Source organism: Lignipirellula cremea (genome assembly GCF_056501455.1).
In genome coordinates this window covers 1,461,446-1,485,844 of sequence record NZ_CM151415.1, presented here as the reverse complement: position 1 = coordinate 1,485,844, position 24,399 = coordinate 1,461,446, and the positions used below count along the sequence as shown (strand labels likewise).

Here is a 24,399-nt window from a genome sequence, read left to right as displayed (position 1 = left end):
GCTTGTCGCGACGCCCGCTACGGCGTCGAAGCGACCTTGCCGTCGGACGGATGGCCGAGGGCCTGATAGTTCAGGTGATCGATCGTTTCGGCGAGATAGCGCACCGAGCCGTCGCCGAACACGAACTGGGCGCCGCCCGGGTGGCGCGAGCGGAAGCCGAACTCCGTCGACCAGTTCGCGAACCACTTGCAGGGGTCGCCGAGCGTCGTCTGGCACGTGTCGTAGTTGATCGGGATGACCGTGCTGACCAGACCCTGGCCGTTATTGGATCTGGACCAGCCTCCTTCGACGTGGGCCGAGCAGCCGCGACGAGACTCGCCCGCGAAGATCGTATTCGAGAGACCGTCGGTGCACGCCGCGAAAGGGTGGCAGTAACTTACGCGGTTGAACATCTTCTCCGTCGCCTGGTCGTGTCCGACCGTCGAGTACGCAGACCAGACGGAGTGCTCGGGGCAGCTTCCCGATCCGTTGTTTCCGACTTTGCACGACCCGGCGGAAAGCGTGTAGTTACTGCTTCGGGTCAGGGGATCGGTTTCGTTCGCATCGCTGGGGCACCGATATGCGTCGATCTTGACCGATCTCAAGGCCTGACCGCTCGGCAGAACGAAGTTGTCGAGGCCCGCCGGATTTACGAAGTCGATTTGATCGTAGAGCGGGCCCTGCTCGATGAACGGCAGGATATGAACCAGCCCCGAACCGCGGAAGTTGCCGTTGTTCGCGGCCAGTTGCCAGAACGCGCCGGGGGGCAGGATCTTGTACGTGTCGTGGTAGTTGTGCAGCGCGATGCCGAGCTGCTTCAGGTTGTTGGCGCACTGCGTCCGGTTCGCCGCTTCGCGGGCCGCCTGAACGGCCGGCAGCAACAGCGCGACCAGCACGCCGATGATCGCGATCACGACGAGCAACTCCACGAGCGTGAAACCCGTGCGGCGGGAAGGCATGACCTGGGCTCCGAAGAAATAGCGAGAAGACACCGCGGGGAGGGGCGATCCGTCGCTGGATGAGATATCGACGGAACGCGACGAACGCGGGAAGAATCGACCGCGCAGGCGCTCCAATAGTTTATCGATCCGTTCGCTCTTGGCGACGGTTTCCGTCGAGATTCTTCCGCTCGAAGAAGGGCCCCCCGAAGGGCGGGCCGCCCGGCGCTACTCCGGTCGCTCGGTCCAGTAAGCGATCAGCGCTTCCGACCACCAGCGCTTCGGCAGCGGCAGGACGTGCTTCGTCTTCTCCGGCGCGATCAGCAGCGGCAGGAGGTTCCGCTCCAGCCGATCGAGCGGCAGAGACGACGGAGTGATCATCGTCCCCGACAGCAGCAGCGAAGCCCCCTCGCTGCGTCCGGCGGGCAGCGCCTTCGCCAGGGGCGGCTTGGCCAGCGAGAGATCGGCGGCGACGTCAGCGTCGTTGCGGGCGGTCGCGAGCCGATCGCCGATTCGCTCCAGCAGATCTGGACGATCGTCCAGTTCTTCGCTAGCGCCGTAGAGCACGATCGCCGTCTGGGACTGCCCCTGGGAACTCGATCGCAGCTTCTCCTCCGCCGCGACGACGTAGCCCCACACGAGTCGGCCCCGCTCGGCCAGGTCTCGGCTTTCGCCCTGCAATTTGGCGAGCGGATGGCCCATCCAGAAGAAGAGCTTCTTCGAGAACGGAATCTCGAAGCGGAACGAGGCGAGGTCCGCCTCCGAGAGCGTCCGCGGCGCCGAACCGAACCGCTCGCGGCACTCGTCCAAGATCAGTCGAAACGTCATAGTCGTGCGAAATCCGTCCCGCGGCGAAGCTTCGGCGTATGAGAAGCGACCGAAGCGGAAGGCGCTTAGGCCGCAAGGCCAGCCAGATAGATACAGTACAGGTCGAAGACTCCGACACCGACCAGCGCCGCCGCGCTAATCGACGCGACGGCGATATGCAATCGACGACGTCGGAACGTCGCGCAGGCCAAGACCATCGCGATCGCGCCGGAAACGCTGACCGCGCCCAGAAGCAGGAAGATCGCCGACAACTCGCCGAACGGAATGTACCCGAAGGCTCCTCGCGCAAACTGCAACATCAGCAGGTAGTTCGCGAAGCAATACACCGCGACGATCATCGACGCCGTGGCGTTGTAGCGCAAGCCTTCCAACTCGTGCGAGTCGAAGTATCGCACGACTACTTCGCCAGGTCCTTCTCGATCGTCGCGACGAGGACTTCGTCTTCCGGTTCGACCGAGGAGGCGTAGCGTCCGAGGATCGTGCCGTCCTTGCCGATCAGGAACTTCTCGAAGTTCCAGCTCACGTCGCCGGCGCCCTTGGGCGAGGTCTCCTGCTTGGTGAGGTACTGGTAGAAGGGCGTCGCGGTCTTGCCCTTCACGTCGACCTTCGCGGTCATCGGGAAGCTGACGTCGTACTTCGCCGAGCAGAACTGCGCGATCTCTGCTGCGGTACCGGGCTCCTGGCCGCCGAACTGATTGCTCGGAACGCCCAGCACGACGAGGCCCTTGTCCTTGTACTTCTCGTAGAGGGCCTGCATGCCTTCGTACTGGCCGGTGTAGCCGCACTTGCTGGCGACGTTCACGACCAGAACCGTCTTGCCGGCGTACTGGCCCAGGTCGAGCGCCTTGCCGTCGAGCGTCTTCATCTCGAAATCGAGCGAGGCGGGCGTCGCCTTGTCGGCAGCCATGAGCGCGGGTCCGCAAAGGAGAAAGGCGAGAGAGATTCCGGCGAGGGCGGCGGCAAGACGGGGCATCGGAGGCGGCTCCAGGGGCGAGGCGTAACGTGCGGACGTCCGCTTAGCGTACCCTCCCGGGGACGAAGAAAAAACGCCGCGGAGGGTCGGGCCGTTCAAGATTCCCTGCCAGCAGGCGAACTGGCGGACGGAAACGGCGAACAGGCGACGAAACGCGAACGGCGCTCCGGCGTCGCCCTTTCTCTGGTGAACGGGCGGTCCGCATGGGATACCATGAAGGCAGAACGGGGTTATCTGTTGGAACGGATGCGATCGCCTGCTTCTTTTCGAGAGAACGGAATGAGGGAACCGCGATGAATCTTCGCTTCGCCGTTCTGGCAGGTTTCGCAGCCGTTGCCGTCTCTCTGATGCCGATCGTTCGCTCCGACGAACCGGAGGCGTCGCGCGCCGAGCGAAGGGCCCAGGTCGTCGAACTGATCGACTCGATCATCGACGCGAAACTTGAACGGGAAGGAATCGCGCCCGCCGATGCCGCCAGCGGCGACGAGTTCCTTCGCCGGGCGTCGCTCGACCTGTCGGGCGTCATTCCTTCGGCTTCGCGGGCGCGGGAATACCTGACCTCCGAGGAGCCGCAAAAGCGCCAGGCGCTGGTCGAGGAGTTGCTCCGCTCGCCCCGCTTCGCGACGCATCAGGCCGATCTCTGGTCGGCGCGGATGCTGGCCGATCCGAATTCGCTGGAGGCGATCGCCGACCGGGAAGAACTGCGACGCTGGTTCCGCACGAAGTTCCGCGAGAACTACCGCTACGACCGCTTGGTCGCGGAGTTCATTTCGGCCAGCGGCGGGCGCACGACGGGACCGAGCGTCTACTACCGTCGTCAGGAGTTCAAGCCGGAGAAGCTCGCCGCGTCGACGTCGCGGATCTTCCTGGGCATGCAGCTCGACTGTGCCCAGTGCCACGATCACCCGTTCGACCAGTGGAGCCAGAAGGACTTCTGGTCGCTCGCCGCGTTCTTCGCGGGCGTCCGCGATCCGGGCATGCAGAACATGGAGTCGCGGTCGCTCATCGAGCAGGAAGAGGGCGAGGTCATGCTGCCCGAGACGGACGAGGTCGTTCCGCCCCGCTTCCCAGGCAGCGAAACGCCGGTCGAAGAGTTCGGCGGACGGAGGACGCAGCTCGCCATCTGGATGACGTCGCGCGACAATCCCTACCTGGCCAAGGCCGCGGTCAATCGAGTCTGGTCGCAGCTCTTCGGCCAGGGGATCGTCGAACCGGTCGACGACCTGAGCGCGCGGAACCCGCCGAGCCATCCGGAAATTCTGGAGGCGCTGGCCGACTGGTTCGTCGAGACGGGCTACGACCTGAAGGAGCTCTACCGCACGCTGGCAATGACGAAGGCTTACGCCCGGAGCAGTCGCTACGAAGGCAAGCTGCCCGAACTGCGGCTGTGGGCCTACATGCCGGTCAAGGCGTTGACCCCGGAGCAGCTCTACGACTCGATCACGACCGTCGGCGGCGGAGACAGCCCGGCGAACTTGATCAACGGCATCCCGCAGGGCGACATGGGTCGCGCGGCGTTCGCCGCCCGGATGGCGTTCCTCGACCGGCCCGCGACGGAGTACCAGGGGGGCATCCCGCAGGCGCTGATGTTCCTGAACGGCGGAGCGCTGCGAGCCGCCACGGCGCCTGAATCGAGCCGCATCGTCGGCTCGCTCTCGGCGCCACTCTTCACGAACGAAGAACGGGTCGAGGCCCTCTACGTCGCGACGCTCTCGCGATTCCCGACGCCGGAGGAGCGCGATCTGGCGCTCGCGTTCTACGAAGAGAGCCAGTCGCCCGAGGCGAACGCCGCCGCCAGCAGCGATCTGCTCTGGGCCTTGCTCAACAGCGGCGAATTCGCGATGCGTCGGTAGTCAGACCGCCGGCGAGCGCTGCGGGTCGAGGATCAGCGACGTCTCGGCCTGCTCGAAGCGCTTTTCGAGTTCCTCCGGACCCTGCTCGCGGAGGAATCGCATCTCGCTGGCGTGGAGCGGCATGACGGCGAAGAAGCGAATGGTCTTGCCCAGCCGCGCTTCCAGGACGTGAAAGGCTTCGCCCTCCACGTAAGGAAACGCCGTCATCGCGGCGCAGAGTTCGGTCTCCGGCGCGAACGGTCGCGGGGGCAGTCCGTTGGGCAGCGCATCGCCGACGTCCAGCCATCCCTCCGTCGCATGCGGAAACCGCGCGAGCGACTGGAGCAGCCGGATGGGCCAATAATTTCGTTCGTCGTTCAGCGTCTCGTAGTCGAGATTCCACTCCGCCGGCAGTCGGATCAGCAGCTCCGCGTACGGCGGCGTATCGACGTCGGGCGGGACGGTCATCGGCAGATCGCTCATGCCCGACGTGACGAGGGTGTAGAAGGGCCGCTCCTCCGTCGGGAAGACGACATGCACGTCGACATGCACGATCGTCGACGCCTTCTCGTGCCAGACGTAGGCGATCGGCCCGATATGCCGCTGCACGTGCGCGACGATCGCGTCCAGCGACGATTCGCAGTCAGGCGAAAGACCGGCGGAACTGCCGGAGGCGGCGCCGGACGAAGCATCGGAAGCAGGGTCGGGCATCAGGCTGAACGGTGGCTGGAGCAGCAATGGCTGGAGCGGCGCGGTTCGATCACAGGTCATCTCGGCGAAAACCAGGCTTCGCAGACTTGGAAGCGGACTTCTTCGCGATCGGCGTTTCCGCCGGATCGGCCGGCTTCGTCGTGTCGACGGACTTCGCCGTCGCTTTCGCAGAAGACTTTGCCGGCTTGGGAGGAACGGCGGCGACGGCGGCGCGGATCCGCGCCTTCAGGCGACTGTAGCGCTTGCCGCGATCGGTGCGGGACATGGCGATATCCCACGCCCGGCGACTGCCGACGACGACGGTCAATTGTTTGCCGCGGGTGATCGCGGTGTAAAGGAGGTTCCGCTCGAGCATCACGAAGTGCTGCGAACTCCACGGGAGCACGACGCAGGGGAATTCCGAACCCTGGCTCTTGTGCACGCTGATCGCGTAGGCGAGCGAGATCTCGTCCAGCGACGCGAAGTCGTACGCTACGTCGCGACCGTCGAAGCGAACGACCAGTCGCTGCTGCACCCGATCGACGCCGACGATGCGTCCGAGATCGCCGTTGAAGACTTCGCGATCGTAATTGTTGACCGTCTGAATCACCCGGTCGCCCAGGCGGAACGTCACGCCGAGGCGTTCGAACTCTCCCGCCGCTTTGGGAGCGTTCAGCGTCAACGTGTCATCGGACTCGCCCGCGGCAGAGGAGGACGCCAGCCCTGCGGAAGGACCGTCCTCAGCGGCGGCCTCGGGCGGATTGAGCGCCTTCTGCAACTCGGCGTTGAGGTTCTTCACGCCGAGCAGCGACTTGTTCATGGGCGACAGGACCTGCACGTCTTCGAGCGGGTCGAGCTGAAACCGTTCGGGTATGCGATCGCGGACCAGCCGGACGATCTTGTCGAGCGAACCCTGCGGATCGTCCTCTTCCACGAAGTAGAAGTCCGACAGCTCGCCGCTCGGCGAAGGCTCGGGGAATTCGCCGTGCAGCACGGCATGCGCTGCCTGCACGATGCGGCTGCCGGACGCCTGGCGAAAGACTCGCGTCAGCCGGACGCAGGGGATCTGTTCCGACTCGATCAGGTCGGAGAGCACCAGCCCCGGTCCGACGGACGGGAGCTGATCGACGTCGCCGACGAGCACGATGCAACTCCGCTCCGGCAGCGCCGCGAAGAGCCTCCCGGCCAGTTCGACGTCGAGCATCGAGCATTCATCGATGACGAACAGATCGCCTTCGAGCGGATAGTTCGGCCCGCGGAGAAAGACGCCCTGTCGGGGATCGAATTCGAGCAGGCGATGAAGCGTCTTCGCCGGTTTGCCGGTCGTCTCCGTCAGGCGCTTCGCCGCGCGGCCGGTCGGAGCGGCGAGGGCGATCGCGCACCCCTCACGCTCGAACAGGTCGATCACGCACTTCACGAGCGTGGTCTTTCCGACGCCCGGCCCGCCGGTGACGATCAGCAGCTTCTGCGTCGCCGCGACGCGTAGGGCCTCGACCTGCGCCTCGGCCAATTCCAGACCGAAACGCTCCTGCACCGCGGCGACGCGCTCGGCCGTCTTGCCCTTCTTTAGCGGCAGTCGACCCGACGTCAGCAGCCGGGCGACGTCCTCCGCGAGCACGCACTCGGCTTCATATAGCTCGGTGAGATAGACCCACTCGTCGCCCTCCGCCGCCTCGACGACCAGCTTACCTGCCTGCTTCAGATCGGCGAGCGCCGCGTCGATCTTCGCCTCGTCCGCCTCCAGCATCCGCGCGGCGGAGTCGAGCAGCTCGGGCCGCGGCGCCGCGCAGTGACCGCTCGACGCCCAGTCGGAGAGGACATGCATCAGCCCCGCGCGAAGTCGCTGCGGCGCGTCGCGTGCGATGCCCAGCTTCTGGGCCGCGGCGTCCGCCGTCTTGAAGCCGACGCCGCGGACCTCTTCCGCCAGCAGATACGGGTTGTCGCGGATCTTGGCGACGGCGCCCGATCCGAGGGTCTTCAGAATCTTCGCCGCGCGACCGGCTCCGCCTATGCCGATTTCGGCCAGGAACAGCCGCAGGTCGCGGACGCCCCGCTGTTCGTTCCAACTGTCGACGATCCGTTTGACGGTCTCCTTCCCCACGCCCTTCATGTGGAGCAGGAAGTCGGGCGACGTGTCGAGCACCTCCAGCGTCTGGTCGCCGAATTTCGCGACGAGTCGCTTGGCCAGTTGGGGCCCGATGCCGCGAACGCCTCCGCCGGCGAGATACTTTTCGATGCCGCTGGCGGATTTGGGCGGATAGGCGTTGAGCGTTTTCGCTTCGAACTGCCTGCCGAACTGCGGATGCTCGACCCAGCGGCCCTCGGCGTCGAAGGTCTCGCCGACGTCGACGCGAGCCAGACGACCCTTGACGGTGACGAGGTCCGCCTGCTTCGGCACGCGACACTTCAGCACGCAGAAGCCCGTCTCGGGCGCGTGAAACGCGACCCGTTCGATCTCGCCCGATAGCCGCTCCGCCGCCTGACTCATTCCGCTCCGTCCGACGCCTGAGCCGCTGGATCCTTGCCGAGGTAACCGGGAATTCTATCCGCTGACGGCGAGTCGGGACGCCCCGACTTCGCCCGAAGCCGCGACGGCGGACGGAGATCGCGTCAAGAACCGGAACGATCATGCCGAGTCCGCTTGTAGCCAGCGCTACATTTCCGACGCGCGAACCGCCGCTGACGCTCGCCTGGGAAACGACCGATGGACGAGTTGAGCGAGAGCGTGCATGTTAGGGAACCGGCTGATCGTTTCGGGCGCGCTGCTGCTGACCGCTGCGCTGGCAGCCGGCTCCGTCCATGCGCAGTGGCGCGACTACGAAGAGACGCCTGGAACGCTGTTCCAATGGAGCGGCGGGTCGGGCGAAGAGGGAGGGCCAAATCTCGACGAGCCGCTCGTCACCGATCGACCCGACTTCACGGGGGCCAGTTCGACCGTCGGACGGGGCGTCGCGCAGCTCGAATTCGGCTACACGTACGGCTGGGACGACGACGGCGGCAAATCGGAAACGCATTCGTATCCTGAGACGCTGCTGCGAGTCGGGTTGCTGGCCGACTGGCTCGAAGCGCGCGTCGCCTGCAATCAGGCGCATGCCACCGCAGGCGGAACGACGGTCTCAGGCAGCGAAGATCTCTACGTGGGGGCGAACCTCGGACTGACGCCGCAGGACGGGTTCTTCCCTGAGATGGCGCTCATGCCGCAGATGACCCTGCCGACGGGATCCGACGCCTTCACGGCGGGCGAAGTTCTTCCCGGCGTGAACTGGCTGTACGGCTGGGATTTGTCGGAGACGATCTCGACCGGCGGCAGCTCCCAGATCAATCGAGCGATCGACGATTCGGGGGAAGGGTACGCCGAGTTCGCCCAGTCCTGGACGGTCGGATACTCCCTGACCGAACGGCTGGGCGCTTATACCGAGTGGTTCGCCTTTTTTCCGAGCGGGGCGATCGACGCGAAGCCGGAGCATTACTTCGACGGCGGCTTCACCTACCTCATTACCGACGACATCCAGTGGGACGTTCGCGCGGGCGTCGGCGTGAACGAAGCGGCGGAGGACTTCTTCGCCGGCGCCGGCCTGTCGATCCGCTTTCGCTGATACGCCGAGGCAGCATTCGATGCGGTCGCTCGTTAAGATAAGCCCTGCGTCTCCCACGCCCCTTCTCTCCTCAGCGAAATCTGCCGCGTTGCCGCCGGCGCCCTTCCCTCATGAGCACGTTGATCGTCGCGGTTCTGTCGTTCGTCGGCTTCCTGGTCGCCTACTACACGTACGGACGCTGGATCGCGCGGAAGGTGTTCGCGCTCGATCCGAACGCCGTCACGCCGAGCGAAGCGCTCGACGACGGCGTCGACTACGTTCCGACGCGGAAAAGCGTCGTCTTCGGGCACCATTTCACCAGCATCGCGGGAACGGGCCCGATCGTCGGGCCGGCGCTCGCCGTCTTCTGGGGCTGGCTGCCGGCGCTGCTGTGGGTGGTGTTCGGATCGATCCTGATCGGCGCCGTCCATGATTTCGGGTCGCTGGTGATCTCGATGCGCAACCGGGGGCAGACCGTCGGCGAGATCGCGGGTCGCCTGATTTCGCCGCGGGCGAAGTTGCTGTTCCTGTTAATTCTGTTTTTCGCCCTGACGGTGGTGCTGGCGATCTTCGGGCTCGTGATCGCAGGCATCTTCCGAGACTATCCCGAGAGCGTGCTCTCGGTCTGGATCGCCATGCCGATCGCGATCGGCGTCGGAATCTGGGTTCACAAGTTGAAGGGCAACCTGCTGATCCCGTCGGTCGGCGCGCTGATCCTGCTGTACGGGGCGATCTACGTCGGCGTGTATCACCTGCCGATCAAGATCGACACGGATCCGAACGCGTTCCTGAATCCGACCGTGATCTGGACCATGATCCTGATGGTCTACTGCTTCGCGGCGTCGGTCCTGCCGGTCTGGTTGCTCCTGCAGCCCCGCGACTACGTCAACAGCTTCCAGCTTTACGTCGCCCTCGCGGCCATGGTGGTCGGCATCGCCGTCGCGGGCCTCGTCGGCGGAGCCGAACTGGTCGGCACTGCGCCGGTCGTCGCGATCGAAGGGAACCTCCTCTCCGGCGGGCAGACGGCGCTGTTGCCCTTCCTGTTCATCACGATCGCCTGCGGAGCCTGCAGCGGATTTCACTGCCTGGTCAGTTCGGGCACGTCCAGCAAGCAGATCGCCAGGGAGCCCGACGCCCAGCCGATCGGGTACGGATCGATGCTGATGGAAGGCGCTCTGGCGGTGATCGTGATCCTCGCGTGCTGTGCCGGCATCGGCATGGGCGTGACCGGCGCCGACGGAGTGAAGCTGGTCGGGCATGAAGCCTGGGCGTCGCAGTACGGTGACGGCTCGGCCATGATCGCGCCATCGAAAGCGACCGGCGTCTTCATCAAGGGAGGGGCGAACTTTCTGACGGCGATCGGTATCGACCTTCCCTTCGCGATCGGGATCGTCGCGACGCTGGTCGCCTGCTTCGCCGCGACGACGCTCGATTCGGCGACCCGTCTCCAGCGTTACGTGATCCACGAAATCGGCGAGACCGTCGGATTGAAGCCGTTGGGCAACAAGTACGTCGCGACGGCGATCGCGGTGGGGCTCGCCCTGTCGATCGCGCTCATGCGGGGACCGAACGCGGCGGACGGAACCCTGGCCGCGTACGGCACGGGCGGGCTTCTGCTGTGGGGCCTGTTCGGAGCCACCAATCAGCTTCTGGCGGGCCTCGCCTTCATGGTCGTGGCGTTCTATCTCTGGCGTCGCAACAAGCCGATCGCCTTCGTCGCGATCCCGATGGCGCTGATGCTGGTGATTCCGGCATGGGCGCTCGCGGTGCAGCTCTTCGATCCGGAGACCGGCTTCCTGGCGAAGGGAAACTACCTCCTCTTCGGCTTCGGCATCTGCATCACGGCCCTCCAGATCTGGATGATCGTCGAGGGACTGCTCGTGTTTCCGAGGGCGCGAGGCGTGCTGGAGCCGCAACTGGCTCCGCTCCCCCAGCCGAAGCACGTACCCCCTGTGACGGTTACCGGAGTCTGATCTACGCTGCGCTTCGGCGAACGTAGGTCTGCCGCGGAAGCTTCTTCGCCGAAGCGAGGAACTGCTCCAGCGTTCGCGCGGGGTGATGTCGCCGGCGCCATTCGTCGGCGAACGCGACGGCCTCGCCGCGGTAATGGTCGTAATTCGCGAGCATCTCGCGAACGAGTCGCCCGATCTGGTCGTCATCGGCGGCGATCAGACCGAACGTTCCGAGGGGCAGCGCCTCGCCGTCGGCTGCGAACGTCGAAACCTCGCTCGGACGAATAAGCAGCTTCGCGTCGTCGAACGCGTTGTGCCAGGTCAGCCGGACCGACTTCGTCGTTCGGGGAATTCTGAACAGGGCGATCGCTTCGTCGGCATCCTTCGGTCGACTGCCGCAGGATCGCTGCACGCTCAGGCTCTCGCCCGCTTCGTCGAACGCGGCCAGCTCGACCGTGACGTAGGTTCCCGTCTCGCAGGCCGGCCAGTCGAACGTGACCGCCGCCAGATCCGCCTCGCCGGCGACGGGCAGGGTGCGCGTCGCGGGCGAAGCGCTTCCGCCGCACTCCAGGCGGTCGGAACCGCTGGGGGTGAGCCATTCGTGGGGAACCAGATCCCGCTGCGGATGCCGGGCCAGGATCTGTCGCGCCCGCTGATCGATCGAGGGCTGCACCTGTTCCGAAAGCCAGCAGCCTGCCGGCACGATCACGGGCAGCCCCGTGCAAAGGTAGTCGGTCAGCACGCCCGATCGCCGCGCGTAGTACCGCCGGCGGTCGTGCAGGAACAGGCCGACGTGCGCGCCGGCGATCAGGTCGCGATAACCCTCCATCGGCAGCGGATGGGGCGGGTAGACGACGGGCTGGACATTCGCGGCAGGCTGGGCGGGCAGCGCGACGGAGAAGCCGAGCTTGCCGCTCTGCACGACGAGCTGCGCGGTGCCCTGTTCGAGACAGTCGGTCCAGAGATCGGCGGCGATGCGATCCAGCCGGGACTGACCCTTTTCGCGACGAATGCCGCCTCCCATGAGAATTCGCTTCGGCCCCGCCGTCTGCGTCAGCCGGGGCGGAGCGAGTTCCGGGTTCATGGGATAGGCGAGCGCCTGGAACGGCGCGACGCCCAGCATCTCGTACTGCCGCTGAAGCGTCTCGTTCGAGGCGTAGAAGTTCAGCGAATGATTCCGGAGCGTGCGACAGGCGTCGCCCATCGTCGCGGCCATCCAGTCGAACAGCGCTCGCTGTGCGGGAAGCTCCGTCTCCGGACCTTCCAGAATGTTGAAGTGGAACAGCAGATGCCAGTCGACGGAAACCGCGCCGGACAGTTCAGGCAGCACGCGTGAGAGCGAGATGACCTCGAACTCGCTGACCGTCGGCAGGATCATCTGATCGCCCGGTTGCGGGGAGACGCTCCGCCAATAGGCGGCGATCTCCGACGCGAAGCGATCGAGCCGGACGTCGCGGCGGCGGCGATACCAGGCGTTCGACGCCAGGCGGGCGGGCGTCTTCAGGAGGCTCTTCAGCGATCGCTTCGGCTTCGAACAGCCGAGTCGCGCCAGCAGTTTCTCCCCGCCGTGATGGAGCGAATGGCGGTTATAGGCGTGATGGCGGAAGCAGGGATGAACGGTCCATCCTTCCGGCACGGCGCCCAGATCGCGGAACTTGCGATTCGTCGCCAGCCGGATCTGGAAGTCCTGCTCCGCGGCGACGCTCAGGACGTGGCTCGCGAAATCGAAATGGTGGTCGCCGACGTAGGAAAGCGACGGATCGATCAGATGGATCGTCGGCATGACGAGGCGGACTCCATTCCGCAGGCGCACGAAGAATCTCGGGCAATCGGCGGGGAGTCTACGCGATAAGAACGACCGGCGTCACTAGCGATTCCTGCGATCGGTCGCCCGCCGCATGGCCGTGCCGGCAGACCGATCAGCGATCTCTGTGAACCGATTCGCTGGCAGCTTCGTACGGGAAGCTGGACGACCGGCGGCGAACTCAAGAAGCGCCGGTTCGGAATCGGTCCCAAGGTCCGAAAGGAGATCGATGGTCAGGATGTTCCGAGGGCGATGGGCCGCGACGGGCTTCTTTTTCGCTTGTCCCGGGGCCGTTCTGGCATGCTGCCGAGGATACACGCCTCCTCCGCCGCTCTACTGGCAGGATTTCGCCTTCGACTGGCAGCCTCGTCCGGCGGTTCAGCCCGAATCGTTCGTCGAACTGGACGCCGCGTTCCTCTCGAAACTGATTCCCGGTCAGATGGCGACTCCCGCCCCTGCCGTCGACGCGAAGCGGAACGATCGCGACACTGGCTTTCGCCAGTCGATGGAGCCTTTCGCGACGACCGAAGCCTTCCCGTCGCATCTGGACGGAGCCCTGATCGACGTGACGGGCGAGACTGCGGGAATGCAAGCCTGCAGCGAGGCCATCGTCGCATTCGAGCGGGCCGTCGAATCGCATGCCCAATGGCTGATTCCGGCAGCCGACGAAGATGCGCAGCCGTCGGAAACAAACGACCGATCCCCGTCCCGTGCGACTTGCTTGTCGCTGACGGGAGAGGTTTGGGAACTCGCGGATCCGACGGAGGAAGTTCTCACCGCCCAGCGCTGGCTGCTCGACGCCGAGGCGAACGTCGCCCCGCGGCGGCGGCTCGTATTCGACGATCCATCGTCGGAAGCGAACCGGATCGGCTCGATCAAGTTCGACCTGCTCGACTCTTCGCGTCCGACGGCGACCGTGCAGCGACTCTGGCCGAAGCGGCCGATCCTGACGACGCTGGTCGTGACTTACTTCGACCGCGGGCGATGCGGCGGAACAGGCGACTCGGGAGAGCCGCTGGTGCATCGGATCCCGCTCGACCTGATGGCGAGCGAACCATGACGAACGGCTTCGCGATCGATGCTGTTCCGATCGCTGACTTACTTCGAGAAACCTCGTACCTGGGTGTTCGAAAAAGGGCGACGTCGCCTGGCGGGGGCGCGCGGTCGTCGTGGGCCTGTCACGAGTCGAGGAGCCTAGGATTTCGACTGCGACGCCTGGGCCGGCGATTATCCCCGCCAGATGAACGATAGGCGCTGTCCACCTGAGAAGGCGACACTTTTCTTTCGTCGCGGGCGACTACTCTTCCTCGCGCAGGTAGTCGCCGCGAACAAGCCGGCGCACGATCCACGCCGAGATGCCGAGACAGACGATCGACATGACGAAGCAGGCTGCGGGATAAAGAACCCGCAGCCAGAGCGCGTCGCCTGCCCAGCCGTAGAGGATCTGCGTCACGCCGATGACGATCAGCCCGACGAAGCCGGCGAAGAACCGGAACGCCAGCCACGCGGCGCGGAGCGGCAGCGCTACAAATTCTCGCAGACCAGGTCGCCGACTTCCTTCGTGCCGTGGCCCATCCTGCCGGCGGCCTGGGACTTCATCTTCGTCCCGGTCACCGTGCGGATCGCCTGGTTGATCCGGGCGGCAGCCTTCGGCTGACCCGACTGTTCGAGCAGCATCTCCATCGCGGCGATCGCGGCGATGGGGTTGATGACGTTCTGGCCGGTGTACTTCGGCGCCGAACCGCCCATCGGTTCAAACATGCTGACGCCGCCCTTGTCGGGATTGATGTTCCCGCCGGCGGCGACGCCCATGCCGCCCTGAATCATGGCGCCGAGGTCGGTGATGATGTCCCCGAACATGTTCGTCGTGACGATCACGTCGTAATACTCGGGGTTCTTCACCATCCACATGCAGCAGGCGTCGACGTGGTTGTAGTCGGCCTTGACGTCGGGATACTCCTTGGCGACGTCCTGGAAGGTCCGCCACCACAAGTCATGCCCGAAGGTCAGGACGTTCGTCTTGGCGACGAGCGTCAACATCTTTCCCTTCGGGTTGTTCCGCTTGCGGGTGAATTCGAACGCCCAGCGGATCGCCCGCTCGCAGCCCTTGCGGGTGTAGATGGCCGTCTGCGTGGCGACCTCGTCCGCCGTGAACTTCTTAAGGAAGCCGCCGATTCCGGCGTACATGTCCTCGGTGTTCTCGCGGACGACGACGAAGTCGATGTCTTCCGGCTTCTTGTTCGCCAGCGGCGACTCGACGCCGGGATAGAGCTTCACCGGGCGAAGGTTGATGTACTGGTCAAGCGCGAAGCGGAGGGCAAGGAGCAGCCCCTTTTCCAGCACGCCCGGCTTCACGTCGGGATGACCGACGGCTCCGAGGAAGATGGCGTCATGCTTCTTGAGCGTTTCGACGCCGTCCTCGGGCAGGATCACGCCGGTCTTCAGAAACTTTTCGCCGCCCCAGTCGAGGTGGTTGAGCTCGTACTTGAACGATTCGAGCTTCGAAACGGCGTCGAGAACCTTCAGCGCCTCGGCAGTGACCTCGGGGCCGGTACCGTCGCCGCCGAGTACGGCGATTTTCAGCGTGTCGCTCACTAGCGCTAACCTTGCATGACCACGGGAGGGGAGGCGAGTCGCCCCCGCACCGGTCGCGCAGGGTTCGCCGACAGCGGACGTGCAGCCGGCGCCGTCCGCGGAAAGCGCGGAATTCTAATCAGGGACCGGAGGGGCCACAAGTTGACCTCCTCCTGGCTCGACCAGCGGCAGGCCGTCCCGGACGGCCCGATCAGCGGCGTTTGCGTTTACCCCGCTGCGAGTCGTAGGTCCCGTAGACGTACGCGTAGTACGAGTAGGCCGCCGCTTCGTAGGCGTCGTAGTCGCCCGTCATGCCGTAGGCCTCCCACGCGTAATACTGCGCGTAGTAGCTGTAGAGCGTCTGGTAGCTGCGATACGTCAGGTAGGGGCCGAGCTGCCTTTGGAAGTTGCGGTCGTAGCGGATCGACTGGGCGTAGGCGTCCAGGTAGATCGCGTAGTAGGCCCACGCGTACGAGTAGGCCGCGTACGCATCGTTCGGCTGCTTTCCGTACCAGTCGACCGTGTTCGTCCAAGCGGCGCTGGTGAGATAGGACGTGGTCGGACCGAGCGGTCTAGCATCGATCACGCGCGGGTCCGAGGGGCGAGGCGGCCGCGGATCGGGACGCGGATCGGGGTCGGGGTCCGGATCGGGATCCGGGTCTGGGTCGGGATCCGGGTCTGGGTCGGGATCCGGATCGGGGTCCGGGTCGGGGTCAGGATCCGGATCGACTCCGCTCGCGACGCGGAACGAATCGTCCGCGATCAACTGGCCCGCGACGCGCAGCTCGACTCGCCAGCGACCGACCGGCGCATTGCGCGGCAGCGGTCGGTTGAAGTCGAGGAATCCCCAGTTCAGGCGCCGGGAAGCGAACGAACCGACGAAGAACTGCGTTCCGTCGGGACGAAAGAGCCGGTATTCGACGTTCTGCCCTTCCGCGAGCCCGGTCACCATGGCCCAGAAGTAGGCCGTGGGAAGCTTGCGACCGTCGCCGTCGCCGAGATAGATGATCGCGTCGTCTTCGACGCCCTCGACGTAGTCCTCGTCGCGGAGCCTCCGGTCGGAAACGCCGAAGTCGAGAACGCCCAGCGCGTCGCCCGTGTATTCCGGGACCGTCGCCCAGAAGCGGCCCGCCTGGAGCAGCGTCTCGATCGGGACGCCGTTCTCGGTCACTTCGAAGTAGAGGTGCGGCCAGTACGAGGGGCCCGAACTGCCGACGAACCCGATCCGCTGACCTGCGAGTACGAGGTCGCCCGGGGCGACGGTGACTGAATCCTCGCGAAGATGGTAATAGCCGGTGGTGATGCCGCCGAGATGTTCGATGACGACGTAATTGCCGTCATCGACGGCGTCCGCAGGATCGGTTATGCGATCGGGGAAGCCGTCGACCGCGTCGAGCACGACGCCGTCCATTACGGCATAGACGGGCACGCCCTCGTCCTGGGCCAGGAAGTTCCGGATCAGGAAGTCGAGGCCCTGCTTGCCGTCGCTGGTGAACAGGCCGCCGCGGTAATCGGCGATGCCGGGTCCGCTGTCGAGATCGAAGTACTCGACGATCGCCCAGTCGCGTCCGGCGACGCCGCCGATCGGGCTGACGAACTGCTGAACCTGCGCAAGAAGCGTAGAGGTCGTCGTGAGCCAGAGCGCGACGACGCCGATGCCGTACGCGACGGCGCCGAAGGCGAATCGATTCTTAGTCATAGAACGCGTCCCGCAGAGAGGGGAAGCGGTCGCAGCCTGACCGGCTCTAGCCCCGCGGCGAGCCGGCGTTTACGTCGAACGCGGGCGCGAACAGGGGCGAACCGTCAGCCGAGCAGGCGGCTGCCGATCTGATAGGTCACCAACGCTCCAACGTATGCGAGCGCCGTCATGTACGCAAAGCAAAAGACGGGCCAGCGCCAGCTTCCCGTCTCGCGGTAGACCACCATCAGGGTCGCGCCGCACTGCGCACAAAGAGCGAAAAAGACCATGATCGACAGCGCCACGGGCAGCGTCACCAGTTTTCTTCCGTCGTCATGTTTCGCCCGATCGAGTTCCGCCCGCAGCGACGTATCGTTCTCGTCGACGTCGCCCCCCAGGCTGAAAATCGTCCCGAGCGTACCGATGACGACCTCCCGGGCAGGGAACGAGGCGATCGTCGCGACGCCGATGCGCCAGTCCCAGCCGAGCGGTTCGACCGCAGGCTCGATGAAGTGTCCCATCCGCCCGAGGAAGCTCTTCTCCAGCAGTTCGCCCCGGAACCGGTTCGCGTTCAGCGCCAGAGCCTCCCGTTCGGCTGTCCTGGCGTCGATCTCGGGCGTCGTCGGACGGACCGGCTCTTCGCCTTCGACCGGCGCGAGAACCTTCTCGCCTGACTGAACCAGCCGTGTTTCTTCGGCGACGGTGGCCGCCTCGATCTCGGCGTCGATCTGGCTGATGCGCCTTTCGAGGGCCAGCAGGCCCGAGCGATCGCCCGGAAAGTATCCGAGCGCCCAGATAACGATCGTGGTCGCGAAGATCAGCGTTCCCGCGCGGACGACGAACGCCTGGCACTGTTCGTAGACCCGGCCCAGCACGACCCGCCAGGAGGGAAGGCGGTACTCGGGCAACTCCATCACGAAAGGCGCCGAGAATCCGCGGAAGATGGTCCAGCGCAGGATCGCCGCGACTGGCACCGCGACCACGGCGCCGACGCAGATCATCGCGAACATGACGATTCCCTGCAGGCCGAGCAGGGTCCAGCTCATCCCGAAGACGTCGATCTCCAGATACCGACGGTCGGGCACGAACGCCTCGACGAACAGGATATAGACCGGCAGTCTGGCCGAGCAACTCATCAGCGGCGCGATGAGAATCGTCAGCATCCGGTCGCGGTACGAATCGATCGTCCGCGTCGCCATGACGCCCGGGATCGCGCACGCGAACGACGACATCAGCGGCAGGAACGACTTGCCGGAGAGCCCCACCGCGGACATCAGGCGGTCCATCATGTAGGCCGCCCTCGGCATGTAGCCGGAGTCCTCCAGAATGGCGATGAACAGGAACAGCAGCGCGATCTGCGGCAGGAAGACGAGCACGCTCCCCACGCCGCCGATGATCCCGTCGACGACCAGACTCTGCACCGCGCCGGCCGGCAGAAATCCGCCGACGAACTCGCCCGCGATTCCCTGCACTTCCTCGAAGAGCGCGATCAGCGGCGAAGCCCAACTGAAGATCGTCTGGAACACGACGAACATCGTGACCAGAAACACGACCGGCCCGATCAGCCAATGGGTCAACAACCCGTCGAGACGATCGGTCAGCCTGCTCGCGGGGCGTTCGTCGCGGGACACGACCTGCGCGACGATCTTCTGTGCCCAGGCGTAGCGCGACTGGGCCTCGATCGATCCGAGGTCGAAGCCCGCCTGCGTCAGTCGCGCTCGGGCGGCGCGCAGGTCCTCCTCGAACGGGGCGCCGAGGCGCGAGGCGAGGAAGCGTTCGGTCTCGCCCTTTTCGTCGAGGATCGCCCGCTCGAACAGATAGTACGGCGTGTCGGCCCGATTCGATTCGGCCCGATTCGATTCGGCCCGATTCGATTCAGATTGTGCGGCGCGCAGGCGCTCGGTCTCTTCCACGATCTGCCGGGGCAGGGCCGAAGGCGCGGCAATGCGGCGCTCGGTCAGCGTTCGCCGCACGGCCTGCTGCAGGTCGTCCAGACCCCGCCCGGTATTCGCGGAGGTGAAGACGACGGGCGCTCCGACCGCGCCCTCCAGCGCCTTGGCGTCGATGCTGATGCCGGCTGCTTCGGCGCTGTCCGCCATGTTCAGGATCAGGATCGCCGGCTTGCCGGTGTCCAGAATCTGGCTGAACAGAAACAGGTGGCGTTCGAGATTGCTGGCGTCCGCGACGCAAAGCGCCAGATCGACGTCCCCTTCGCCCGGCAGCATGCCGAGCAGGACCTCGACCGCGATCAGTTCGTCCTTCGATCGCGGCGACAGGCTATAGGTGCCGGGCAGATCGACCAGCTCGACGCGGAGGTCGTCCCAGCGGGCGTAGCCGATCTTCTTCTCGACGGTGACGCCGGGGTAGTTCCCGACCCTCGCGTTCATTCCGGCCAGAGCGTTGAAGAGCGTACTCTTGCCCGTGTTCGGATTGCCGACCACGGCGATGCGAACGCTCCCCTTGCGCTCGCGCAACGGAGAAGATGGCTCGGCGGCGAGAGACATGGCAGGCAGGTGGGGGAAGTCCGCCGGAAGCAGGCAGCGAGAGGCCTTCGTTCGCGTTCAGGAGGCCGCGGCTTCTCGCGGATCGTGCGCTCGCTGAACTGCGCGATCGGCGAGATCGGACTCGGACGAGTCCGGCTCCAGAAGCACCCGGCAGGCCTCGGTGCGACGAAGGGCGAGCCGGAATCCGCGAACGAAGTAGATCGAAGGATCGCCGAGGGGCGCCGTTCCTGCCCGGCGGACGATCTGCCCCGCGAGAAGTCCCATATCGCGCAGGCGACGGGACACCGCGTCGTTGCCTTCGACGCCGGCGATGCGAGCCGTGGCGTCTCGAGGCAGATCAGCGAGCGTGGCGGGAGGGGGGGAGGTCACGGAGCGGATGCTAAGGGCGATATCGGACGAATGCCGCAATCTAAGTCAGTTGAGACTTAGTTGCAATAGCCGGATATCGCCCGCTCTCCCGCTTCGTCTCGTGTTCAGTAGCCCCGAATTCGCACGAGCTCCGCGCGATTGGAGTCGATGCGAGCCTGGACGGCCGCACGCTCCGTGAGAAGTTGTTGTTCCGCCGCCTCGGCGCCGACTGAGAAGAGGATGCCGAGCAACTGATTGCCGGGGGTCTCTCCGCCCTGAGCTTCGACGTTGCCGATTCCTCTGCCGACGCGGCATCCTAGAATCGCGGCGTCGATCTCGACCAGTTGCTCCTCGTCTCGCTCGATGGCGGCGACGAGCTCCGAAGCCGGATCCGCGAAATTCCACAACGGCGTGTCGAACGAGGGCGCCTCCGTTTCGGCAGTCGCCGGCTCGACGTAGGTCGGTTCGGTGTACGTCGGGTCCGTATACGTCGGTTCGACGTAAGTGGGAGCGACCGCGTACGGGTCCGGCGAATAGGACGTCGGGACGTAAGGCTCGGGCGCGGAGTAGGTGTCGATCGGCGTCGAATAGCTCGCCGAGCTGTAGTCGGACCCGAAAGAGGAACCGTACGGATCGCTCGTCGACGAGAAGGAGTTATAGGCGGGGCCGTACTCGTCGGCTCCGGAGTCGCCGCCGGACGACAGGACGAAGAGCAGGCCGCCGCACGTCAACAAACCTCCCGCCGCGATCACGGCGGCGACCGCAGGGACGATCACCCAAAATGCGGACGAAGACTTTCCCCGAGTCGCAGGGGGCTCGGGAAACGGCGGCTTGGTCTCGACCGGCGTCGCGCTCGCACGGGAATCGATTGCGATGGACGTCGAAGGTCGCGGGGAAGGCCCGGCCTCCAGCAGGACGGGGCTATCTTCTTCGACCACGAATTCGATCGCGGAGCCGCACGCAGGGCAGGGCTTCGTTTTCTTTCCCGGCCCGCCACGGTAGACCATCCGACGAGAACACTTACCGCAGGCGATTTCCATGTCCACGGGGGTCCCTCTCCCGAATGGGGGGCAGATCACTCTCGAAGCATAAATAATTTCGCCGCGAAACGCTGTATCTTGAGAGCAGGATTTCTGAATCTTGATCTTCGCCGCTCCTGGCCCGCATGCGCGATGCGATGAACCGCCGGCTTCCGACCACCCTGACCGATTACGTGTTTTGGCTGATCAACCCGGCGTTGATCATGCTGCTGCTCGATTCGTTCACGTTCTACCTGCTGGAGGCCCATTACGACGGCGAACACAAGCTCCGCCTGCTCTGGGCGTTCGCCTTCTACAACATGGGCATCGTCGCCTGCGCACGGATCTCGCTGATCGAGGGAGCAAGCGCGGCGGAGTATCTCGCGATTCCGCTCATCGCGTCGACGATGGTCGTCGTCGGCTTGCTCTCCGGATCGCCGTTCGCGTTTCTGCTGATTTTCGTGATGGCGTTTCTGGCCTTTCGTCTGGCGAAGAACACGACCATTCTCGACGACCGTGACGAGGCGAGCGCGATGGGCCTCGTCGGGCGGATCTTCGCCGGGACGACGCAGAAGCAGCGCGACGCGAAGGCACGCAGGGCGGACGGCGCTGGCGAATCCAGCGAAGCTGCCGCGAACGCCTCCGTGCAGGCGGCGATCGATGCGGAAAACGAGGGGCCGGCGACGCCGTTCTCGCGCTTGATGGCACGGATTCGCGGCAAACGGGTGGACGAGACGCCCGGGCTGTCGATCCTGTACGCGACGCCCTTCACGCTGATGGCGATGGGCCTGTCGTCCTGGTTTCTGCCGCCGGAGAGCCGGACCTACGCCCACTTTCTGCTGGCCCTGCACTTGGGCTGCGCACTGACGTTGCTCGCGACGGCGACGTTTCTGAATCTGCGCCGCTACCTGCGGCAGCGGATGATCCAGATGCCGGAGCGGATGAGCGGCGTCTGGGTCACGAGCGCCACGCTGATGCTCGTCGGCGTATTGCTCGTCGCGATGATCCTGCCGCGTCCGGGACTGGTCGAACCGCTGCGGAGCGAACTGTTCGCCGCGGGGAGCGATTGGCTCGACCCCTCCGACTGGGCCATGCCGTGGGACGGAACCAGGGGCGAAGCCGATTCACGATCCTCCGGAGGCGAGCAGGATCCGCAGGATATTGAAGGGCAGGGCGGCCAGAGTTCCGAGGATTCTGCCGCGGGCAATTCCTCGGGCGAAGGCCAACCTGCCGAGAAAGGCGAAGGGGGCGGCGCTCCAGGCGGAACGACCCCCGGGCGACAAGGCGAGGGGAGCGGAGGAGCAGGCACGCAAAGCGGCTCCTCCGGATCGACCTCGGGCGGTTCCGAGGGCAGCGAATCAGGAGGCGGCGACTCGAACGGTCAGCCATCGGAACCCCAGCGCCCGGGGTCCGCCGCGGGATCGCAGGCGGACCCCGCGTCGCCCGAGAGCGGCTCTTCCGGCGAACGTTCGGAGTCGGGAGAAGCTTCCCCGGCGGAACCTTCTCCGGACGGCGCTGCCGCGGCGCCGCCTGCCGAGCAGGGCGATCCCTACTCCAAGGTTTTTCGCGATTACGCCGAGGCTCAGCAGGAGCAGCAGGATCGTTTTCTCCAGACCGTGACGTGGGAGAAGTTCTTCGCGACGCTGCGCTGGCTGCTGATGTTCGTGATCTGGATCGCGGCGTTCCTGGGCGCTGCCTACCTGGTCTGGCGCTACCGCGAGATGATCTTCGCCGGGCTCGAGCAGTGGTGGCGGCAACTTCAGGAGTGGTTCGCCCGCGTCCTGCGATGGGGCGATCCGGCGGCGCTGGCCTCAGATGGCCCGGGCGCAGTCGCCGCTCGGCCCGCTCGACCTTTCTCGGCATACGTCGATCCGTTCCGCTCAGGCGCCGCAGCGCAGTGGAATCTCCGCGACCTGCTGGCCTATTCGCTGGAGGCGCTCGACGCCTGGTCGCGCGAGCGACAGTTTCCTCGCGGCCAGGGAGAAACTCCGGGCGAATTCGCCTCCCGCCTGGCGCTTCGCGAGCCGGCGACGCACGCGTCGGTCGTGCCCTTCGCGAACGTCTACTCCCAGGCGGCGTTCGCGCCGGACGGCCCGCCCCAGAACACGGTAGAGGTCGTGCGCGGCCTCTGGAACTATCTCGCGATGTCCTCCGGTAACTTCGGCGGTTCCGCCGGCGCGGCTCCTCCGCCGGGAACGCCCGCCCTGCGACCGACCGCCGCGCCTCCCGCTCCGCCGCGACAGTGACGTTGCCCCTGAGGCTGCGGTGACTGAAAATGGAGGCGACCCGTTCCTGTTACAACACGGACCTGCAAGGTGTGCGGGTTGCTGGAGAGGTTCGGGTGCCACTGGCTCCGCCAGTGCCGAATCTGGATCGATCGTCCAACATGGCCGACCGGGACGCCAGGTCCGGCACTGGCGGAGCCAGTGGCACCCCGCTGATGTCACCGATTTTGGCGCATCGCTGTACTATTCGCCTGTTTTGCCACGATCCTTGGAAGCGCTCTTTCGATCTGGCCGCGCTCAGGAAAGCTCTGTGGAAATCCGTCGCAATCCGACCCGTTCCGTTCGCATCGGCTCGATCTCGATCGGGGCGGCCCATCCGATCGCCGTGCAGAGCATGACGGCGACGCATACGCAGGACGTCGACGCGACGGTCGGCCAGATCGAGGCCCTGCATGCCGCCGGCGCTGACGTGGTCCGCGTGGCCGTCGACAGCAAGAAGGACGCCCAGGCGCTGGCCGAGATCCGCAAGCGGACGAAGGCCAACCTCTCCGTCGATCTGCAGGAGAACTATCGCCTGGCGGAGCTCGTCGCGCCGCACGTCGACAAGATCCGCTACAACCCCGGCCACCTTTATCACCATGAGCGCGAGAAGCCCTGGCAGGAGAAGGTCCGGTACCTCGCCGGCGTCGCGGCGGAGCACGACTGTGCGATCCGCGTCGGCGTGAACTGCGGCAGCGTCGATCCGGCGAAAAAGGAGAAGTTCGACCACGACGACTCGATCAGCCCCATGCTGGAGAGCGCCTGGGAGCACTGCGATCTGCTCGATTCGCTCGGCTTCACGCGATTCGCCGTCAGCCTGAAGGACTCCGACCCGCGGAAAGTCGTCGAGGTCAATCGTCGCTTCGCCGAGGTCCGTCCCGACGTGCCGCTGCACCTGGGCGTCACGGAAGCGGGCATGCCGCCCGACGGGATCATCAAGACCCGCATCGCGTTCGAGCAACTGATCAGCCGGGGGATCGGCGACACGATTCGCGTCTCGCTGACGGTCCCCAATCCTCGCAAGCCCGAAGAGATCGAGGCGGGTCGCAAGATCCTCGAAGACGTGCGCGAAGGCCGCGTTCGTTCGGTCGTCGACTACGGCCTGTCGACGCTGAACATCATCTCCTGCCCCAGTTGCTCGCGGGTCGAGAACGAAGCCTTCGTCGACCTGGCCCAGGCGGTCAAGGAGATGACGCGGTACGCCTCCGACTACGCGATCACCATCGCCGTGATGGGCTGCCGGGTGAACGGCCCGGGCGAGACCGACGACGCCGACCTGGGCCTCTGGTGCGGGCCCAACTTCGTAAACCTGAAGAAGGGCGAAGCCTCCCTCGGCGCCTACCCCTACGACGCCATCCTCCCCAAGCTTCGCGAAGAGCTCGACAAGATCATCGAGGCGAAGCAGGGTGCGGCGACGACGTGATTCGCGCGACTCGCGGTG

The 24,399-nt window shown here is 65.6% G+C and carries 19 protein-coding genes; 6 read left to right on the top strand and 13 right to left on the bottom strand.

Annotated elements, in window-relative coordinates; genetic code table 11:
• Positions 1–17: 17 nt before the first annotated feature.
• The 4 genes from SH602x_RS05820 to SH602x_RS05805 form a co-directional block, all read right to left on the bottom strand.
• Entirely contained in the window at positions 18–938 is a 921-nt protein-coding gene (locus SH602x_RS05820) for a DUF1559 family PulG-like putative transporter (protein ID WP_479475894.1), read from the bottom strand.
• Between the two features lie 207 nt (positions 939–1,145).
• Positions 1,146–1,745: a hypothetical protein gene (locus SH602x_RS05815; protein ID WP_479475893.1), complete on the bottom strand. Its 600-nt coding sequence runs from the start codon at positions 1,743–1,745 to the stop codon at positions 1,146–1,148.
• A gap of 65 nt (positions 1,746–1,810) precedes the next feature.
• Entirely contained in the window at positions 1,811–2,140 is a 330-nt protein-coding gene (locus tag SH602x_RS05810) for a hypothetical protein (RefSeq protein ID WP_479475892.1), read from the bottom strand.
• Positions 2,141–2,142: 2 nt separating this feature from the next.
• Positions 2,143–2,718 carry a glutathione peroxidase gene (locus SH602x_RS05805; protein ID WP_479475891.1) on the bottom strand — a complete coding sequence of 192 codons (576 nt, stop codon included), beginning with the start codon at positions 2,716–2,718 and terminating at the stop codon, positions 2,143–2,145.
• Between the two features lie 293 nt (positions 2,719–3,011).
• Between SH602x_RS05805 and SH602x_RS05800 the strand changes: the two genes are divergently transcribed.
• A complete protein-coding gene (locus tag SH602x_RS05800) occupies positions 3,012–4,571 on the top strand; it encodes a DUF1549 and DUF1553 domain-containing protein (RefSeq protein WP_479475890.1) in 1,560 nt (519 codons plus the stop codon).
• Here the strand turns inward: SH602x_RS05800 and SH602x_RS05795 are convergent, their stop codons facing one another.
• Both SH602x_RS05795 and recD2 read right to left on the bottom strand, forming a co-directional pair.
• Positions 4,572–5,261 carry a suppressor of fused domain protein gene (locus SH602x_RS05795; protein WP_479475889.1) on the bottom strand — a complete coding sequence of 230 codons (690 nt, stop codon included), beginning with the start codon at positions 5,259–5,261 and terminating at the stop codon, positions 4,572–4,574.
• Positions 5,262–5,310: 49 nt separating this feature from the next.
• Entirely contained in the window at positions 5,311–7,728 is a 2,418-nt protein-coding gene (gene recD2 / locus SH602x_RS05790) for an SF1B family DNA helicase RecD2 (RefSeq protein ID WP_479475888.1), read from the bottom strand.
• A 241-nt stretch (positions 7,729–7,969) separates the two neighbouring features.
• On the opposite strand from recD2, the gene SH602x_RS05785 reads away from it, so the two are divergent.
• Complete coding sequence (locus SH602x_RS05785; protein WP_479475887.1) at positions 7,970–8,836, top strand: transporter; 867 nt, start codon at positions 7,970–7,972, stop codon at positions 8,834–8,836.
• 110 nt (positions 8,837–8,946) lie between these two features.
• Complete coding sequence (locus SH602x_RS05780) at positions 8,947–10,788, top strand: carbon starvation CstA family protein (protein ID WP_479475886.1); 1,842 nt, start codon at positions 8,947–8,949, stop codon at positions 10,786–10,788.
• 1 nt (position 10,789) lies between these two features.
• Here SH602x_RS05780 and SH602x_RS05775 read toward each other — a convergent pair whose 3' ends face one another.
• Positions 10,790–12,550, bottom strand: coding sequence for a hypothetical protein (locus tag SH602x_RS05775; RefSeq protein ID WP_479475885.1), 1,761 nt, complete (start codon positions 12,548–12,550; stop codon positions 10,790–10,792).
• Positions 12,551–12,809: 259 nt separating this feature from the next.
• Here SH602x_RS05775 and SH602x_RS05770 point away from each other — a divergent pair, with 259 nt between their 5' ends.
• Positions 12,810–13,631 carry a hypothetical protein gene (locus tag SH602x_RS05770; protein WP_479475884.1) on the top strand — a complete coding sequence of 274 codons (822 nt, stop codon included), beginning with the start codon at positions 12,810–12,812 and terminating at the stop codon, positions 13,629–13,631.
• 237 nt (positions 13,632–13,868) lie between these two features.
• Here the strand turns inward: SH602x_RS05770 and SH602x_RS05765 are convergent, their stop codons facing one another.
• The 6 genes from SH602x_RS05765 to SH602x_RS05740 all read right to left on the bottom strand — a co-directional run bounded on the left by SH602x_RS05765 (position 13,869) and on the right by SH602x_RS05740 (position 20,451).
• Complete coding sequence (locus tag SH602x_RS05765) at positions 13,869–14,024, bottom strand: hypothetical protein (protein ID WP_479475883.1); 156 nt, start codon at positions 14,022–14,024, stop codon at positions 13,869–13,871.
• A gap of 71 nt (positions 14,025–14,095) precedes the next feature.
• Positions 14,096–15,166: a 3-isopropylmalate dehydrogenase gene (locus tag SH602x_RS05760; protein ID WP_479475882.1), complete on the bottom strand. Its 1,071-nt coding sequence runs from the start codon at positions 15,164–15,166 to the stop codon at positions 14,096–14,098.
• A 190-nt stretch (positions 15,167–15,356) separates the two neighbouring features.
• On the bottom strand, positions 15,357–16,844 hold the full coding sequence (locus tag SH602x_RS05755; protein ID WP_479475881.1) for a M23 family metallopeptidase: 1,488 nt from the start codon (positions 16,842–16,844) through the stop codon (positions 15,357–15,359).
• A gap of 104 nt (positions 16,845–16,948) precedes the next feature.
• Positions 16,949–19,327 carry a ferrous iron transport protein B gene (feoB, locus tag SH602x_RS05750; RefSeq protein WP_479475880.1) on the bottom strand — a complete coding sequence of 793 codons (2,379 nt, stop codon included), beginning with the start codon at positions 19,325–19,327 and terminating at the stop codon, positions 16,949–16,951.
• Between the two features lie 57 nt (positions 19,328–19,384).
• Complete coding sequence (locus SH602x_RS05745; protein ID WP_479475879.1) at positions 19,385–19,696, bottom strand: FeoA family protein; 312 nt, start codon at positions 19,694–19,696, stop codon at positions 19,385–19,387.
• Positions 19,697–19,800: 104 nt separating this feature from the next.
• A complete protein-coding gene (locus tag SH602x_RS05740) occupies positions 19,801–20,451 on the bottom strand; it encodes a hypothetical protein (RefSeq protein WP_479475878.1) in 651 nt (216 codons plus the stop codon).
• A gap of 401 nt (positions 20,452–20,852) precedes the next feature.
• On the opposite strand from SH602x_RS05740, the gene SH602x_RS05735 reads away from it, so the two are divergent.
• Together SH602x_RS05735 and ispG are read left to right on the top strand one after the other, a co-directional pair.
• The gene (locus SH602x_RS05735) at positions 20,853–22,940 is read left to right on the top strand and encodes a DUF4129 domain-containing protein (protein WP_479475877.1); all 2,088 of its coding nucleotides are present in this window, start codon (positions 20,853–20,855) and stop codon (positions 22,938–22,940) included.
• Between the two features lie 289 nt (positions 22,941–23,229).
• Positions 23,230–24,381, top strand: a complete 1,152-nt coding sequence (gene ispG / locus SH602x_RS05730) for a (E)-4-hydroxy-3-methylbut-2-enyl-diphosphate synthase (protein ID WP_479475876.1) — start codon at positions 23,230–23,232, stop codon at positions 24,379–24,381.
• Positions 24,382–24,399: the final 18 nt, after the last annotated feature.

Bases quoted from the DNA above. Each gene is read 5' to 3' on its own strand.
- SH602x_RS05820 (WP_479475894.1), bottom strand. From the start codon at position 938: ATGCCTTCCCGCCGCACGGGTTTCACGCTCGTGGAGTTGCTCGTCGTG.
- SH602x_RS05770 (WP_479475884.1), top strand. From the start codon at position 12,810: ATGTTCCGAGGGCGATGGGCCGCGACGGGCTTCTTTTTCGCTTGTCCC.
- SH602x_RS05780 (WP_479475886.1), top strand. From the start codon at position 8,947: ATGAGCACGTTGATCGTCGCGGTTCTGTCGTTCGTCGGCTTCCTGGTC.
- feoB (WP_479475880.1), bottom strand. From the start codon at position 19,327: ATGTCTCTCGCCGCCGAGCCATCTTCTCCGTTGCGCGAGCGCAAGGGG.
- SH602x_RS05800 (WP_479475890.1), top strand. From the start codon at position 3,012: ATGAATCTTCGCTTCGCCGTTCTGGCAGGTTTCGCAGCCGTTGCCGTC.
- SH602x_RS05735 (WP_479475877.1), top strand. From the start codon at position 20,853: ATGAACCGCCGGCTTCCGACCACCCTGACCGATTACGTGTTTTGGCTG.
- SH602x_RS05805 (WP_479475891.1), bottom strand. From the start codon at position 2,718: ATGCCCCGTCTTGCCGCCGCCCTCGCCGGAATCTCTCTCGCCTTTCTC.
- SH602x_RS05785 (WP_479475887.1), top strand. From the start codon at position 7,970: ATGTTAGGGAACCGGCTGATCGTTTCGGGCGCGCTGCTGCTGACCGCT.
- SH602x_RS05795 (WP_479475889.1), bottom strand. From the start codon at position 5,261: ATGCCCGACCCTGCTTCCGATGCTTCGTCCGGCGCCGCCTCCGGCAGT.
- SH602x_RS05755 (WP_479475881.1), bottom strand. From the start codon at position 16,844: ATGACTAAGAATCGATTCGCCTTCGGCGCCGTCGCGTACGGCATCGGC.
- SH602x_RS05815 (WP_479475893.1), bottom strand. From the start codon at position 1,745: ATGACGTTTCGACTGATCTTGGACGAGTGCCGCGAGCGGTTCGGTTCG.
- recD2 (WP_479475888.1), bottom strand. From the start codon at position 7,728: ATGAGTCAGGCGGCGGAGCGGCTATCGGGCGAGATCGAACGGGTCGCG.
- SH602x_RS05775 (WP_479475885.1), bottom strand. From the start codon at position 12,550: ATGCCGACGATCCATCTGATCGATCCGTCGCTTTCCTACGTCGGCGAC.